At 49.2% G+C, this 15,384-nt stretch carries 16 protein-coding genes; 7 read left to right on the plus strand and 9 right to left on the minus strand.

Features of this window, described 5'->3' with window-relative positions; translation table 11 throughout:
• Positions 1-19 precede the first annotated feature (19 nt).
• The gene (locus KNO95_RS08215; protein WP_214878650.1) at positions 20-910 is read left to right on the plus strand and encodes a helix-turn-helix transcriptional regulator; all 891 of its coding nucleotides are present in this window, start codon (positions 20-22) and stop codon (positions 908-910) included.
• A gap of 38 nt (positions 911-948) precedes the next feature.
• Here the strand turns inward: KNO95_RS08215 and KNO95_RS08220 are convergent, their stop codons facing one another.
• Positions 949-2,502 (minus strand): PTS transporter subunit EIIC, encoded by a 1,554-nt coding sequence (locus KNO95_RS08220; RefSeq protein ID WP_214703217.1) that lies wholly within the window; start codon positions 2,500-2,502, stop codon positions 949-951.
• A gap of 71 nt (positions 2,503-2,573) precedes the next feature.
• A complete protein-coding gene (locus KNO95_RS08225; RefSeq protein ID WP_214878652.1) occupies positions 2,574-3,926 on the minus strand; it encodes a 6-phospho-alpha-glucosidase in 1,353 nt (450 codons plus the stop codon).
• Positions 3,927-4,069: 143 nt separating this feature from the next.
• Between KNO95_RS08225 and KNO95_RS08230 the strand changes: the two genes are divergently transcribed.
• The gene (locus tag KNO95_RS08230; RefSeq protein WP_214878654.1) at positions 4,070-4,807 is read left to right on the plus strand and encodes a GntR family transcriptional regulator; all 738 of its coding nucleotides are present in this window, start codon (positions 4,070-4,072) and stop codon (positions 4,805-4,807) included.
• Between the two features lie 354 nt (positions 4,808-5,161).
• On the opposite strand, the gene KNO95_RS08235 is transcribed toward KNO95_RS08230, so the two are convergent.
• From KNO95_RS08235 to KNO95_RS08260, 6 genes are all read right to left on the minus strand, one after another.
• On the minus strand, positions 5,162-5,560 hold the full coding sequence (locus tag KNO95_RS08235; RefSeq protein WP_214878656.1) for a cytidine deaminase: 399 nt from the start codon (positions 5,558-5,560) through the stop codon (positions 5,162-5,164).
• A gap of 178 nt (positions 5,561-5,738) precedes the next feature.
• The gene (locus KNO95_RS08240; RefSeq protein ID WP_214703214.1) at positions 5,739-6,575 is read right to left on the minus strand and encodes an ABC transporter ATP-binding protein; all 837 of its coding nucleotides are present in this window, start codon (positions 6,573-6,575) and stop codon (positions 5,739-5,741) included.
• On the minus strand, positions 6,576-7,607 hold the full coding sequence (locus KNO95_RS08245) for a FecCD family ABC transporter permease (protein ID WP_214703213.1): 1,032 nt from the start codon (positions 7,605-7,607) through the stop codon (positions 6,576-6,578).
• Positions 7,604-8,629: a FecCD family ABC transporter permease gene (locus KNO95_RS08250; protein WP_214878658.1), complete on the minus strand. Its 1,026-nt coding sequence runs from the start codon at positions 8,627-8,629 to the stop codon at positions 7,604-7,606. Before KNO95_RS08250 ends, KNO95_RS08245 begins: the two co-directional genes overlap by 4 nt.
• A complete protein-coding gene (locus tag KNO95_RS08255) occupies positions 8,626-9,669 on the minus strand; it encodes an iron-siderophore ABC transporter substrate-binding protein (RefSeq protein WP_353048123.1) in 1,044 nt (347 codons plus the stop codon). Before KNO95_RS08255 ends, KNO95_RS08250 begins: the two co-directional genes overlap by 4 nt.
• Before the next feature lie 144 nt (positions 9,670-9,813).
• Positions 9,814-10,407, minus strand: a complete 594-nt coding sequence (locus KNO95_RS08260; RefSeq protein WP_026825158.1) for an FMN-binding negative transcriptional regulator — start codon at positions 10,405-10,407, stop codon at positions 9,814-9,816.
• Between the two features lie 69 nt (positions 10,408-10,476).
• Here KNO95_RS08260 and KNO95_RS08265 point away from each other — a divergent pair, with 69 nt between their 5' ends.
• The 5 genes from KNO95_RS08265 (at position 10,477) to KNO95_RS08285 (ending at position 14,367) form a co-directional block, all read left to right on the plus strand.
• Positions 10,477-11,142, plus strand: a complete 666-nt coding sequence (locus KNO95_RS08265; RefSeq protein ID WP_214703210.1) for a haloacid dehalogenase type II — start codon at positions 10,477-10,479, stop codon at positions 11,140-11,142.
• Between the two features lie 58 nt (positions 11,143-11,200).
• Positions 11,201-11,557 (plus strand): DUF2200 domain-containing protein, encoded by a 357-nt coding sequence (locus KNO95_RS08270; RefSeq protein ID WP_214878660.1) that lies wholly within the window; start codon positions 11,201-11,203, stop codon positions 11,555-11,557.
• Positions 11,554-11,985 (plus strand): DUF1801 domain-containing protein, encoded by a 432-nt coding sequence (locus KNO95_RS08275; protein WP_214878662.1) that lies wholly within the window; start codon positions 11,554-11,556, stop codon positions 11,983-11,985. The genes KNO95_RS08270 and KNO95_RS08275 overlap by 4 nt, the downstream gene beginning before the upstream one ends.
• 78 nt (positions 11,986-12,063) lie before the next feature.
• A complete protein-coding gene (locus KNO95_RS08280; RefSeq protein WP_214878664.1) occupies positions 12,064-12,705 on the plus strand; it encodes a TVP38/TMEM64 family protein in 642 nt (213 codons plus the stop codon).
• Between the two features lie 129 nt (positions 12,706-12,834).
• The gene (locus KNO95_RS08285; protein ID WP_214878666.1) at positions 12,835-14,367 is read left to right on the plus strand and encodes a methyl-accepting chemotaxis protein; all 1,533 of its coding nucleotides are present in this window, start codon (positions 12,835-12,837) and stop codon (positions 14,365-14,367) included.
• 38 nt (positions 14,368-14,405) lie between these two features.
• Here KNO95_RS08285 and KNO95_RS08290 read toward each other — a convergent pair whose 3' ends face one another.
• Positions 14,406-15,263: an SDR family oxidoreductase gene (locus KNO95_RS08290; RefSeq protein ID WP_214703204.1), complete on the minus strand. Its 858-nt coding sequence runs from the start codon at positions 15,261-15,263 to the stop codon at positions 14,406-14,408.
• Positions 15,264-15,384 lie beyond the last annotated feature (121 nt).

Here is a 15,384-nt window from a genome sequence, read left to right on the forward strand (position 1 = left end):
TATGACGGGAATGGTCACGATGAAAAAAAGACATTTACAACTGATTCGGCTGCTCAATCGTGGACGACGTGTTACCACCGAAGAACTGTCTCAAGAGACAGGCGCCTCCATCCGGACGATTCAACGGGATATGCTGTCACTTGAAGAGCTCGGTTATCCGATTTGGAGCGTGCCCGGGATTCGTGGTGGCTATGAGATGCTACCGAATCGCTTGTTGCCGCCCCTTCACCTCCGTGAACAAGAAGCCGTCGCCCTTTACCTTACGCTCAAATGGATGGAACAAATCCCCGACGTGCCATTCGGTGATATAAGAAATACGCTGTCCGACTGGTACGCGAACGAATTACCACAAGACTTGGAGACAAAGATTCATCGCTTGGAACGAAACATCCTGTGGCTCGGGAACAAACAGATCCCTAAGGCTCCGTTCACAAAAGACATCTATCAGGCGATCGAACAAAGAAACCAGATTGAAGTGACGTATCGAACGACGAAAGGTCAACGCACGTTCACCATCGCACCGATCGGCATGGCACTCCTCGATTTGAAATGGTACGTCTTCGGGCTCTCCGAACGAGGACTCCGTCAATATCGGGTTGATCGCATCGAAGCGGTACAATTGCTGGAAGAAACGTTTGAATCCGAAGACTTGGTGACATTACTACAGGCAAGTGATGAACGGGGCGGTGTGACCGTTGCACTCGAACTGACGCCACTCGGTCGTCGTTTACTTGAAGATGTATTACCCGATATCGAGGAGAAAAATGAGTGGGACATACCCGAGGAAGAACTTCCGTTTTTATCGAGACAGCTATTGAAGGCTGGAGCGGAAGTTGAGGTGAAAGCGCCGAGTGCGTTACGAGAGATGATGAAGGAGCATACAAAACGCCTTGCCGCATTATACGTATAAAGACTGAAATGGCCCAACCTTTGAGGTTGAGCCATTTGTCAATTTGCTTCATCCATTTCTTTGTGGATCCGTAACAATTCATTTTTATATAGGTCAGAACGACCTCCAAAAATCGCTTGAATGTTGTTTTTCACTTTGACGACTCCCGCCGCCCCAAGTGCTTTTAATTCGTCTTCATCGATTTGAGAGACATCTCTCACTTCAACACGTAGTCGTGTGAAGCAAGCGTCGATATCGAGAATGTTCTCTCGGCCCCCAAGTGCCTCCTCAATCGCGAGTGCTGTCGTTTGAATCGCTGACTGACCTGACTTTTTATCATTGTAATCTTTCCGTGTATACAGTTTCGCTTCTTGTCCACCTCGACCAGGTGTCGCCAAGTTCCACTTCTTGATGGCGAATGTAAAGATACTATAGTAAACGATGAAGAACCCAATGCCGACGACGATATTCATCCACCAACGCGGTGTTCCTGGTAAGACGTTCACTAAAATATAGTCAATCAACCCCGATCCTCCAGCCCAACCGATATGTGTATCGAGCGCATACATGAGCGCGAAGGAAATCCCCGTCAACACGCTATGGATAACATACAGGATTGGTGCCACGAATAAGAAAGTGAATTCAATCGGTTCTGTGATCCCTGTTAAAAAGGCTGTACCGGCTGCGGCAATCAACAACCCTCTTACAACGGGACGTTTGTCCGGATCAGCCTGACGATACATCGCGAGCGCCGCCCCGAGTAAACCAAACATAATGATCGGGAACTTACCAGACATGAAGCGACCTGCCGTCACTTCAACACCCTCAGCAATCTGGGCGAGGAAAATATACTGATCACCGTTCACTACCGCATCACCGACCGTCGCCGTTCCACCGAGAGACGTCCACAGGAACGGGGCATACCAAATATGATGTAATCCTGTCGGAATCAATAACCGCTCCAACATTCCATATAACCCTACGTATGCAGGATTAGTCGCATCACTTGCGATGACGTTTGCCATTGAAGTCAATGCCGATTGGATCGGTGGCCAAATCAGCATCATGACAAATCCAAGTAATATGGAGAAGAAGACCATCACAATCCCGACAGAACGATCACCTGCAAAAAAACCTAACACTTCTGGCGGATTGAACGTATGGAACTTTTTATATACCCAAACTGCGAGCAACCCGACCGCAATCCCTCCGAGCACACCGGTTTCAAGCGAAGGAATACCAAGTAACATCCCGTATTCCCCACTCTCAGCAGCCATTTCTGCCGTGATGCCGAGTGAGATCGAGATTGTCGTATTCATAATGACATATCCGACGAGTGCTGCGAGTGCGGCAATCCCTGATCCCCCTGACAAACCAACTGCGACCCCGATGGCAAAAATGATTGGTAAGTTCGCAAAGATGCTTAGACCGATTTGTAACATCCCAGCACTGATTGCTTCTACCGTTCCGTTCTGTAAAAAAGTCCAACTATCTGCTAAAGGGCCTGTGAGTGCTGCACCTAGTCCTAGCAAAATTCCGGCAGCCGGCAACAAAGCGACCGGTACCATGAGCGCTTTCCCGAACTTTTGAAAAACTCCAAACCATTGACTCATTCGATTCACTCCTCATCTTGTAAGCGTTATCAATCTAGACAATGAGAAAGGGGATTTTCTCCCCTCTCTAGTTACCGCATCGCTACTGTCTCACCCGATTTTAATTCCGGCCAGTACGTTCTGTTTTCTTCAATCAAATCATCTAAGATTCGACGAGCCACCGGTGCATCGACGACTGTACGATTGAGTGTCAGCGCCTGAAGTGCCTTCTCATAACTGTTTTCGAAGTATGCGTCGACGACGAGTTGCTCATACGCTAGTTGCCCTTCAATCATGCCTTTATAGAAACGTGGGATTTTCCCGACTGCGAATGGTTTTGGACCACGATTTGTGAGCATCGCCGGTACTTCAACCATCGCATCGTCTGGTAAGTTCGAAATGATCCCGTCATTTTTCACCATGACGATGAAAATATCACCGTTATTGTAAGCTAACGATGCCGCAACTCGAATCATGTAACAACCGTGAATATCGACTTCTAGGTGGACGTTCTCGAGCGAGTCGTCCGCAATGATTTGGTCACACATCGAGAAGACACGTTCTTGACGGCCGTTGATCACTTGTCGTGCCCGTGTGTTCGTGACGTCCTCTTTTTCTGCCATATCAGATGGATACAAGTAATATTGAAGATACGTGTTCGGCAAGTACTCTGGGAAGTCTGTAAGCATCTTCTCGACTTGCTTGAACGTCTTGATCCATGACGGATCATTCGCAATCTCTGAATCTTCTGGAATGAAGCCGTCTTCTAAAATGGCACGTTTGATATCTTCCGTTAATTCATTTCCTTCTTTATCAAAGATGCCTGTAAACCAGCCAAAGTGATTCAGTCCGAAATATTCCGGGACGAGATCCCAAATCTCTTTACCTAGAATTTTCGCATAGCTCACCATAATTGCTGCCGGCATATCACAAATATTTAATATTTTTTGATCGTTCGGGTACGCACGTTTGAGCGCCTCGGCGACAATCGCAGCAGGGTTCGTATAGTTTAAGATCCAGCCATCCGGTGAGCCGGCGCGAATGTCAGAGATGAGTTCAATCATATCTCCGATTGAGCGCATCCCGTATGACATTCCGCCCGGTCCACACGTTTCTTGTCCCACCACGCCATGACGAAGCGGAATCTGTTCATCTTTTTCGCGCATCTCCAAGCCACCTGTCCGAATCTGAACGAAGAAGAAATCCTTATCTTTGAAGGCATATTCTTTGTCCGTCGTGTATTCGAACGACTCGAGTTCTGGATAATGCTCACGCAAGATGACTTCACTCGCTTTCGCGACACGTTCTTGACGTAATTCATCTGTATCGTAAAACGTGATGGAACGAAGTGGGAAGTGTGCTTTTTCCTCAATCAAACTCATGATCATGCCGATTGTGTACGTACTACCTCCACCGACGACGACGAGACGCTGTGGTGTTTTCATGTGTGCGTTCCCCTTTCAATACATATCTAATTGATTACAATACAAATTTAATACATATTATTTAAGTCGTCAACACCTTTTTGAAAACGTTTTATTTTTGTATACTATGAGTAATGAATGTATGAGATCAGGAGGTTATCCACATGAAAGCCAAATCTCCGCTATACCAGCGGATTGCTCAGGAGATGCGCACGTTTATCGAGGCAGGCGATTGGGCGCCCGGTGAAGCGATTCCGACAGAAGCACAACTCGTCGAGGAATTCAAAGCAAGTCGAGTCACCGTTCGACAAGCCGTCAAACTACTTCAAGAAGAAGGTCTACTTTGGAAGCGACAAGGGAGCGGCACGTATGTGCAATCCGAAAAGATTGAACATAATATGTACGAATTAAAAAGCTTCACTGAAGATATGAAACGGGAAGGAAAGGAAGTCACGAGTAAAGTACTCACTTTCACCGTCCAACCTCCGACTGAAAAAATAAGGGAAATACTCGAACTCGATGAAGATGCTCTTGTCTACTACATTCGCCGTCTACGCTTTGCGAACGGAGAGCCGCTCATTGTCGAAGATACGTATCTTCCGCTCCAATTGTTCCCGGATTTAACGTACGAGGTAATGACACGGTCGAAGTACGATTACATTGAAAACGTCAAGAACTTGAAGATTGCCGACAGTGTTCAAGAATTTATCCCGGTCTTACCGGCGAAAGAAATTGCTGAAATGCTTGAGGTGAGCGATCGAACGCCAATACTAAAAGTCGAACTTTATTCATTTCTCATGGACGGTAGTCGATTTGAGTTCACCGAAACCTATTTCAAGAGTGAAGAATATCGCTTTATCATTCGAGCAGGGAGAAGACATGAAACCACAAACACCCAGTGAATCTAACGATTCACTGGGTGTTTTGAAATGCAAACTTATATTCTTCAACATTTAACTTACAGACTTATGCTATTCCAGCTACTTTACGGATTCGAATAGACGCTCAGCATTTTTAGGACTACTCGTCAGGTAAATGGTTTCTAACAAGCTATTTTATGAACCGATTCGATGGAAAGGTCGATTGCGACCAGTTCGTGGAAAAGTGGTCACTTCCCGCAAGGAAGAGGGATCGTCGTATGGGATTGCAGCCCTCGATTTCTCAGAATTTCTTCTTTACGTCATACAGGCCATTCCACGATTGTTTTTTCGCTTTTTTGGATAAGAAAACCCCTCAGATATCTGAGGGGCCCAACATCACATATCCAAATCGGTGAACGCGAGCGGGACAAGCTCCCCAAGCGTCACTTCTTTCACATCGGCTTTTCCGTTTGTGAGGAGTACTTTGAAGTCAGGACCACCAAACTCGACCATGACTTGGCGGCAGATGCTGCATGGTGGCAAGAAGTCTTCCGTGTCCCCAGACACGGCAACCGCTTCGAAGTCACCTTTTTTATATCCTTGAGCGACTGCTGTGAAGATGGCTGTGCGCTCCGCACAGTTTGTTGCTCCGAACGAGACGTTCTCGACGTTGACGCCGTCGATGACCGTACCGTCCTTCATGAGAAGTGCCGCGCCGACGCGGAACTTCGAATATGGTGAATACGCATTGTCCTTCAATTGGCGTGCGCGTTCGACTAATTGTTGTTGGTTCATCTAAGTCATTCCTCTCGAATATCGAATGAACTGATGCCAGTCCCCATGCCTCTCATTTTTAGGCAGGATTTTTAGCATACACCCACCCCGAAGAGAAGTCAACGACTTTTTACAAACGCTTTCATGAATGAACAAAAAAAGAAGGAGCGCTCACCCCTTCTTGACTCTCTATACGTAGTTATACCAATTCAAGTTGCGCGACGGGCGCTTCTTCTGTTTCTGTCTGCACGTGATGACGACCAATCGGAATGACGGACGGTGAACCGGATACCGGGTCACACATGACCGAGCAGCGAAGGTTGAAGACCCGATGAATCAAATCACACGTGATGACGTTCGATGGCTTCCCTTCGGCAATCAACTTCCCTTTATCGAGTGCGAAGATATAGTCCGCATAACGCGCCGACAAGTTGATATCGTGAAGCACCATGACGATCGTCGTCCCGTACTTTCGGTTCAAGTCCGTCAACAAGTCGAGAATTTCGACTTGATATGTGATATCTAGATATGTCGTCGGTTCATCTAAAAAGAGGACGTCCGTCTGTTGGGCAAGTGCCATCGCAATCCAGACGCGTTGACGCTGTCCGCCTGACAACTCATCAATCGGACGGTCCGCGAACTCGGTGATGTTCATCATCTCCATCGCTTCAGCGACAGCCTCGTAATCGGCTTTCGTCCACCCCTTCAAGAATGATTGATGCGGATAACGGCCGCGACCGACGAGATCGGCGACCGTGATGCCTTCCGGTACGACCGGGGACTGTGGCAACATCCCGAGGATACGCGCTAGCTTTTTCGGTGCCATCTTCGAGATCGGTTTGTCATAAAGCGTCACTTGACCGGCACTCGGTTTGATGAGGCGTGCCATCGTCTTCAGTAGCGTCGACTTCCCGCAACCGTTCGCACCGATGATGATGCTGATCTGATTGCTCGGAATTTCAAGGCTGATATCGTTCAAAATCATCTTGTCCTCGTATCCTGAGGTGAGATGTTCCACTTTCATAATGGTTGCCATTTAGAAGTCCCCTTTCTGGTTCATCCGAATCAACAAGTATAAGAGATAAGGCGCGCCGATGATGCCGGTGATGACACCGACCGGATAACGTGCCGTGAAGGCGAATTGTCCGACGAGGTCAGCCGCGAGCACTAAGATAATCCCGACAAGCGCCGCTGGGAGGATTCCCGCATGGTTCATTCCGACGAGACGTTTCGCGATGGGCCCTGCCAAGAAGGCAATAAACGCAATCGGTCCCGTTGTCGATGTTGCAAGGGCGAGCATGAATACTGCCGCCACAATGAGTAGAAGTCTGGTCTGGTTCGTGTTGATTCCAAGCCCTGTCGCCGCCATTTCTCCCAGCTCGAGCATTTCAAGCTGACGGGTAAGTAACAGTACAATCGGTAAACAGATGAGTACCGTGATGATTAAAGGTGGCAACTCCTCAAGTTTCGCCCCATTTAAACTTCCTGTCAACCATCGCATCGCCATCGCGACATCGTTTTGTCGGCTGATGAGCAGTAAATAGTTGATAACGGCTGTGAGCATCGCTTGAATCCCAATCCCTACTAATACGAGACGACCAATGGAGAACGCGGCACCTTTGGATAGGAAATAGATGACGAGCACGGTGACGAGCCCTCCGATAATCGAGGCAATCGAGATGATGGCCTCACTCGACTGAAGGACGACGATACAGAAGACAGCCGCCGCACTCGAACCGGTCGTGATTCCGATGACGTTCGGGTTGGCGAGCGGGTTACGGAGCATCGTTTGGAAAATCGTTCCCGCGGCCCCGAATGCCGCTCCGGCGAAGACGCCGGCGAGCATACGCGGGAGACGAAGTACCTCTACGGCGAACGTCGCTCCTTTTACGTCTTCCCCGAGCAAGACGCGGATGACATCTTGAACGGGATAAATCGTATTGCCCAACATGAGCATCAACCCGCTCAATGCTACCGCTATGATGGTCAAAAGAAGCGTCATGCCAACATAACGACGGCGTCGCTTCATGCGACCTTGTCTGATTTGTTCAATCGCTGGTTGCATCATAGTCCTCGTACTTTCACTTTCATTGTCAATAGAATCAAGATCGGAGCCCCGATGAACGCCGTCACAATACCAACCTCAAGTTCACCCGGGCTTCCGAGCAAACGTCCGATGACGTCTGAGGAGGTCAGAATAATTGCACCGGCTAGAGCAGACATCGGCATGAGATAACGCTGATCCGGACCGAGCACGAGTCGAATCAAGTGCGGGGCGAGAAGTCCGATAAACCCAATCGGTCCAGCGAGTGCCGTCGCAGCCCCACACAGAATCACGCCTGCGAACGAGGCGGTCAACTTCAATGTCCCCGTCCGAACACCAAGACTCTTCGCCATCTCCTCCCCGAGCGCAAGTGCGTTCAAGGAAGGTGCGGTCACTACCGCAATCACGAGACCGATTAGAAGAAACGGTAAAAATGTATAAATCGAATCCAGATTTCCCGCACCGACACTCCCCACTTGCCAAAAGCGGAACTGATCCATGACGTTTGAGCGTGGAATCATAAGAGCCATGACGAGCGACGATAATGCTGCACTTGTCGCCGCTCCCGCCAAGACGAGTTTGAGCGGGGTCGCCCCTCCCCTTCCGAGTGAACCGATGCCGAAAACGAAAATGGCCGTCAATAGCGCCCCGATGAGCGCGAACCAGATGAACGCACTCGCCGTCGCGATGTTGAAGAACGCGATCCCGATGACGACGGCGAGCGCTGCTCCCGTGTTGACCCCGAGAATGCTCGGGTCGGCAATCGGGTTACGCGTCACCGACTGCATGAGTGCGCCCGCCACACCGAGTGCTGCGCCACACATGAAACTAAAGATTGTCCGGACGACCCGCTCCCGGACAATGTCTGCCTCATACGACTGAACAGCCGGACGGAATAAACCGTCCAGCAGTTCATTCCACCCGACTGTTCGTGAGCCGAAGGCAAGGGATGCCACGATGCACAGCACCGTCAGTACAAGCGTTCCGATCAAGAGAAGCGGAAAGTGCTTTGGCGTGTGCATCTGCTTGATTTGTGTTTGCATCATTTTACTTTCGCAAGGGCATCCGATACGCGTGAGACGTACTCATCAATCGTATATTCGATTGAGAGTGGCGTCGGTGTTCCAGCCGCTGCGAGTGGTGTGTTGTCTTCAATCAAGACGACCGAACCACGCTCGATGGCTGGTACTTTACTGTAGAGCGGGTCTGCTTGAAGCGCCTTCAACGTGTCTTCATTTCCGTAAGTGACGAAGATGTCGACGTCATTCAAGATGTCGGCGTTCTCTTTACTGAGTTCAAGATAGAAGCTATCTGCTTTTTCAGCTTCGTCGACAATGTTTTGTGGGTACTCCATCCCGAGCTCTTCAATGAAAGCACCGCGAGGGTCACCCGTCGTATAGATATAGAATTTTGAAAGGTCTTCCGCGCTCATCGAAACGAAAGCGGCTTTTTTACCGGCAATCTCAGAAACGGCTGTCGCCTTGTCTGTAATCAACTGCTCCGTGTCTTTAATCAATTGTTCGCCTTCTTCACCAAGTCCCATCGCGAGTGAGTCATAACGAACCATGTCTTGCCACGATGTGACCCAAGGTGTTTCTTTGTAAGCCACGACCGGTGCGATTTGGCTAAGCGTGTCATAGTCTTCTTGCGTGATGCCTGAGTAGGCCGCCAAAATCACGTCCGGGTTTGAATCCGCAATCGCTTCAAAGTCTAATCCGTCTGTATCTTGATAGATGTTCGGGTTCTCTTCTCCGAGCGCTTTCAACTTCTCAGCCGTCCATGGAAGCATACCGCTGTCGTCCTGGACACCATAGTTCGCAGCTGAGAATCCGACTGGTACGACGTCGAGGGCAAGTGCGACGTCATGGTTTCCCCATGAAATCGTTGCGACCCGTTCCGGTTTCTCTTCGATGACCGTTTCACCGAATGCGTGCTCGATTGTGATGGGGTAACCTTCTGCCGATTCTTCCGTCCCTTCGTTCGTGGAAGCGTTCTCAGCTTCTTCCGAACCACAACCGGCTAAGATGAGTGTAAATGCCGATACAAAGATGAACATATGTAACCATTTCTTGAATGTGTTGTTCACGTGATTTTCTCCTTTTCGAACTTCTCTGTATTTTGTCGATACTGATAATCATTATCAGTTATGAGTATAGACCTGCTCTTAAGTCATGTCAACCGCTATTCGGTAAAGAAATATGAAAAAACCTGCCGTTTTAGGACAGGTTGATTACAACTCCCGATGGCGTCGCATGACATCAGCAATCGGTTCATCTTGTTTTTCAAGCTCTGATACAATCCGTTCATGATCCATATCGTTTCGATTTTGACTTAGTTTGAACGTCGCCTGCATGTCCGTGATCTCAATCCGAAATCCGACGACACCGTGCATTTGTCGCTTTACTGGTTCTGATAATGTATCCCAACGCACTGCATGCTCACGTTCCCCTTCATGCTCGTGTAGTAATCCTGCTAGTTCCTCAACCAACTCGTTTTCATTGAGAATCGTCGCACGCCCATACACGTGTACGGCTTGATAGTTCCATGTCGATACGTCTTCGTGCCCGTACCAGGATGCTGACACATATGCGTCCGAACCTTGGAAGATGACGAGGACCGTCTGTTCTTCAATCGTTCGCCACTGTGGATTCGCTTTTGACACGTGAGTCGTCAGTTGACCGTTCACCTCGTCAAATCGTAAAGGAACGTGCGTCGCAATCGGTTTGTCCCCATCATGCGTGACGATGGTACCGAATGGATGGGCATCGAGAAACGCGTAAATCTCAGCTCGCTCTTTGACCGAATATTGTTTTGGAATATACATAATGTCCCCCTTTCTCCTATTATATTCTGAACAAGACGGGTATATCGACACAGAAGGAGGAATGTTTTTATGAAACCAACGATCAAAGCCATCGTCTTTGACGTATACGGCACATTATTCGACGTCCATTCTGTAAAAGATGCCTGTGAACAAGAGTTCCCTGAAAAAGGAGCAGCTATCAGTCAAGTGTGGCGAACGAAACAACTTGAGTATTTCTTTTGGCGGCACATGATGGGACGATATGAAGATTTCGATACAGTGACCCGGGACGCACTCCGTTACGCGCTCGACGTGCATGACGCAAAAGCGACGGATGAAATCGAACAACATCTGATTGCATCGTATGCGCACCTCACCCCGTATGAGGAGGTCGAGTCGGTCCTAAAAGAGCTGCATGACGTGGAGACCGTCATCCTTTCGAACGGGACGGACGAGATGCTCGAGGTATTGCTTCAAAACGCCGGACTGACCGACTATTTCGATGAAGTCGTCAGCGTCGACGGCATCAAACAACCAAAACCAACGCCAGCCGCCTATATGCATTGGTTCAAGACGTCCGGTCTTCGTCGTGACGAGGTGCTCTTCTTATCGTCGAACGGATGGGACATCGCCGGGGCGAAAAACTTCGGCTTCCACGCGGCCTGGATCAATCGGAATGACTTGCCGTTCGAGGAGCTCGATGTTAACCCGGATGCGATTTATAAAGATTTGAACGGGATTATGGAATGGGTGTAACCCACGTCGATCTAAATATGAGAAAATAAAGAAAATAGGACCGAAATGAGGGAGACACATGGCACACCGTATTTACACGACGAGCTTTGCGAGCGTTTATCCACTCTACGTCGCCAAAGCCGAACGCAAAGGACGGACGAAGGAAGAAGTCGATACCATCATCGAATGGTTGACCGGTTACGATGAGACCGGACTCGAACGTCAGATAGCCAATCAAGTCGATTTTGATACGTTTTTCGCTTCAGCACCTCGTCTGAATGAAGACCGCGCCCTCATCAAAGGTGTCGTCTGTGGGGTCCGTGTCGAGAACGTGGAAGAACCACTCATGCGTGAGATCCGTTATTTGGACAAACTCATCGATGAGTTGGCAAAAGGAAAGAAAATGGAGAAGATTTTACGAGGAGGCGAATCATGATGGACGTGACGACACTCGTCGACGAGGCACGGCTCGATTCATTTATTCATCTGCTCGAGGTCATCGATGATCATTTACCTGGCGGATTTGAAAAAACGACGGACGGACATGGTGTCCATTACGTCGTTCCACTCGATCGATATCCGTCCGGGTATCATGTCACACCGGGGACGCCACTCCCGTTTATCAGTGTAATCGCGCAAAAGCGCCATGTCGGACTGTATCACATGGGCATTTACGCTGACCCTGAATTAATCGCTTGGTTCGAACGGGAGTATGCGAATCGCGTCCCGACAAAGCTCGATATGGGCAAAAGCTGTATTCGCTTCAATAACGTGAAACGGATCCCGTTTGACTTAGTTGGGGAACTCGTCGAGAAGATGACTGTCGAGGAATGGATTCAGCGCTATGAAAGAAACCGAGGCTAACGCTTCGGTTTTTTCGCACATTCGTATTCTTTCATGAGCTGAGTTTACGGTATGCTTAGAAAAAAGGAGGGACGCCTCATGCCACGTTGGCTAAAAATCACTCTGTTTTTACTCGTGTTCGGCACGTTGTTTTATATCACTCATTTCCATTATGAGTTGCGTCCGTCTGACATCCGGGACATCGTCTTGTCATTTGGATTTTGGGGTCCACTCTTCTTTATTTTCCTTTATGCCATCGGGCCGGTCGCCTTTTTACCGACATCTGTGCTGTCACTTGGAGCCGGTCTCGCGTTCGGCGTATGGCCAGGAGTCCTCTATATCATCATCGGTGCGACCGCTGCTGCGACGACCGGTTACGTTATGGGGCGCTTTTTCGGTCGCTCGGTTATCAATGTTGACCGTTATCCGTGGTCAGAGAAACTGTTCACCCAGATGGAGCGCCGGGGGTTTTTATATGTATTTGTCCTACGACTGATCCCGCTCGTCAGTTTTGACTTACTCAGCTACGCCGGCGGAATCTCACGCGTCCGTTTCCGTGCCTTCGTCCCGGCGACCGTGCTCGGCATGATTCCAGGTACGTTCGCTTATAGTTTTCTTGGAGCAAGCCTCGCTTCAGGTAGTGTCACCACGATTTTCATCGCCGCGCTCGTCTTCACCGGGTTGATTGTTGTCACATATATCTTCCGTGAGCCTGTTAAAAAGTGGCTTGGGTTGAATTGAAAACTCATGAAAAGGAGCATCATGCTCTTTTTTTGTGCCGTGAATGTGTAAATAGAATAAACTTCTGTGAACTTCTTCCGATATGTATAGAGCTACAACAAATGAAAACGAGAATGTGAGGAAAGAAACATGAGTTTTACGAAACGAAATCAGTTGATGTTGTTGACGACGTTATTGATTGTAATGACGTCGGTTGTCGTCCATTTGCTTCACCGTTTCACGGAATTTGCTTATACGTATACGATTTTACGAAACGGCGCAGATGACTATGTGTATTCAAGTGTGACGTGGGTGCTCTTCGCACTCCCACTCGTCTTCTTCGGAATGATGCTCGTCAGCCTAAAAAGAGAAGATAAAACGTTCCCGTATTGGATGATGCTCACGCTCACCTTCGCGAGCATCTCGACGGTCGCCGGTGGACAAGGACTCGTTGAATATCACTTCTCGATTTTTGTCGTCTTGGCGATTTTGTCGTTCATGCGTCGAATCGACTTGATTTTATATAGTGCAGGCATCTTCGCAGTTCAACATTTGGCGGGATATTTTTTATTCCCGGCACTCATCTGTGGGACGAGCGATTATCCTTTTAGCCTACTGCTCGTCCACGCCGTGTACTTGATTCTGCTCAGTGCCGTACTCGTCGCCCAGATTCATTTCCGCAACAAAGAGACGGAACGTGTCAAGGCGCACGAGCAGGAGACGCGACAGTTATTGCGACAAGCGATTCAAGACGTCAGTTCCCTCGTTCAGTCCTTAAATAGTCACGCGGAAGAACTCGAATCGGCTGCGAACCAGTCACTCGAATCTGGTGAACAGATTGCCATCACGGTCGACCCGATTGTCGCGCACGCCTCGTCCCAACAAGCTTCCATGGTGCAAGGGGCTGATGAAATTCAATCGATTCGTTCCCTGACAGCACTCATCCAGGAACGGATGGCGCAAACGGCAGCAGCCTCTTCCCGCATCGCCAAAGACGCCCTCTCTGGGAATACGGATATGCGTCTCATGGAAGAAAAAGTACATGAAATCATCACGGAATCCGAGCAACTCGAGCAGATCGTCGCAACGATGACGAATCGTTCCTCTGAAATCCAAGGCATCTTGCAGCAAGTCGGCTCAATCAGTGAACAGACGAATATGCTCGCCTTGAACGCATCCATTGAAGCGGCTCGTGCCGGAGAAGCTGGTCGTGGCTTTGCCGTCGTCGCTTCTGAAGTCGGGAAGCTCGCCGCCCAGTCACGCGAATATGCATCCGAGATGACCCGTGTCCTCGGTGGATTGATGGATGATACGACGGTCGTGTCGAAATCGGCTCACCTTTTCAAACAAGCAACAGAGAACTGTCAAACCGTCACAAATGACGTGACGGCCGTCTTCGGTCGCCTCACTGAAGACGTGTCCGAAATCGATGCACAAATCGCGTCGATTCAAGAAACGAGACAACTCGTGACCACGCAGATGGAGACGCTCGAAACACGCCTCGAATCAACGAAACACGCTTCAAGCGAACTGCAACAACAGATTCATCACGTGGCCGCCGCAACGGAAGAACAGGTCGCCGTCCAAAAAGAGCTCAGTTCGATGTCAGACCGTCTTGCCATCACGGCGAACGTACTTGAAGATGTGACGACACAACTCGAAGATCACGCATCACGCACGTAATACAAATGCCCTCGACCAAGCGGTCGGGGGCATTTGTATTATCGATCGAGTAATTGACGAATTCCTTCTTGAAGCGGTGTGACCGGACGTCCGAGAACCGGTTCAAAGTCGCTCTCGTGAATCTCGAGCGTTCCTTGACGGATGCTTCGTTGAATGCCAGCAAGAAGTGCGACCAGGTCATCGGGCATCCCTGCCCCACGCATCGTCTCTTCGTATGCCTCGAGGCTCAGCTCTTGCATCATCACTTCACGGCCTAACACTTCACTGAGTGCGTCTACAAGATCTTGCTGGGTATGAAGTGGTCCAGACAATTCATAGACAGCACTCTCCTGCTGTTCTTTCAACAGGACATTCGCCGCAGCTTCTGCATAATCTTGTTGCAGTGCCCAACCGACTTTCCCGTCCCGAGCCGCCGTGATCCACGGTGCCCCGTCAACAACTGCTTGCATACTCGACAACTCGTTCTCTAAGTACCAGTTGTTCCGTAAGAACGCGTAAGGTATCCCTGATTCCACGATTGCTTCCTCGGTGACGACGTGTGGAGGTGCCATCAAGTTCTCACTGTCTGTCGCATCGGCGAGACTCGTGTAGGCGATGAATGAAACATCAGCCCGTTTTGCCGCCTCGACCGCGTTCGTATGTTGACGAATTCGCGTGTCGTTATCACCATCTGCCGAGATAATCAACAGACGCTCGACACCTTTGAACGCTTCATCGAGTGTGTCCGGCTGATCGAAGTCACCATGTCGCACATCGACCCCGCGCTCTTTGAGTGAAGCGGCTTTCTCTGGATTCCGTACACTGACAGCTAAATCACTCGTATCAATTGATTTGAGTAGCTCCTCCACAATTTTTGAGCCTAGTTTACCCGTTGCTCCGGTGACTAAATATTTCATGCGGCCATCCCCTTTCTCATGCTTCAGAATATATTCCCGTTCTCTACATGCAATTAACTCGATAACAAAATAACACTTGACTTTAAGTTCATTCGAACTTAAATTAACGATATAAAGGTTC

Source organism: Exiguobacterium sp. ERU653, from assembly GCF_018617775.1.
Taxonomy (GTDB): domain Bacteria; phylum Bacillota; class Bacilli; order Exiguobacteriales; family Exiguobacteriaceae; genus Exiguobacterium; species Exiguobacterium marinum.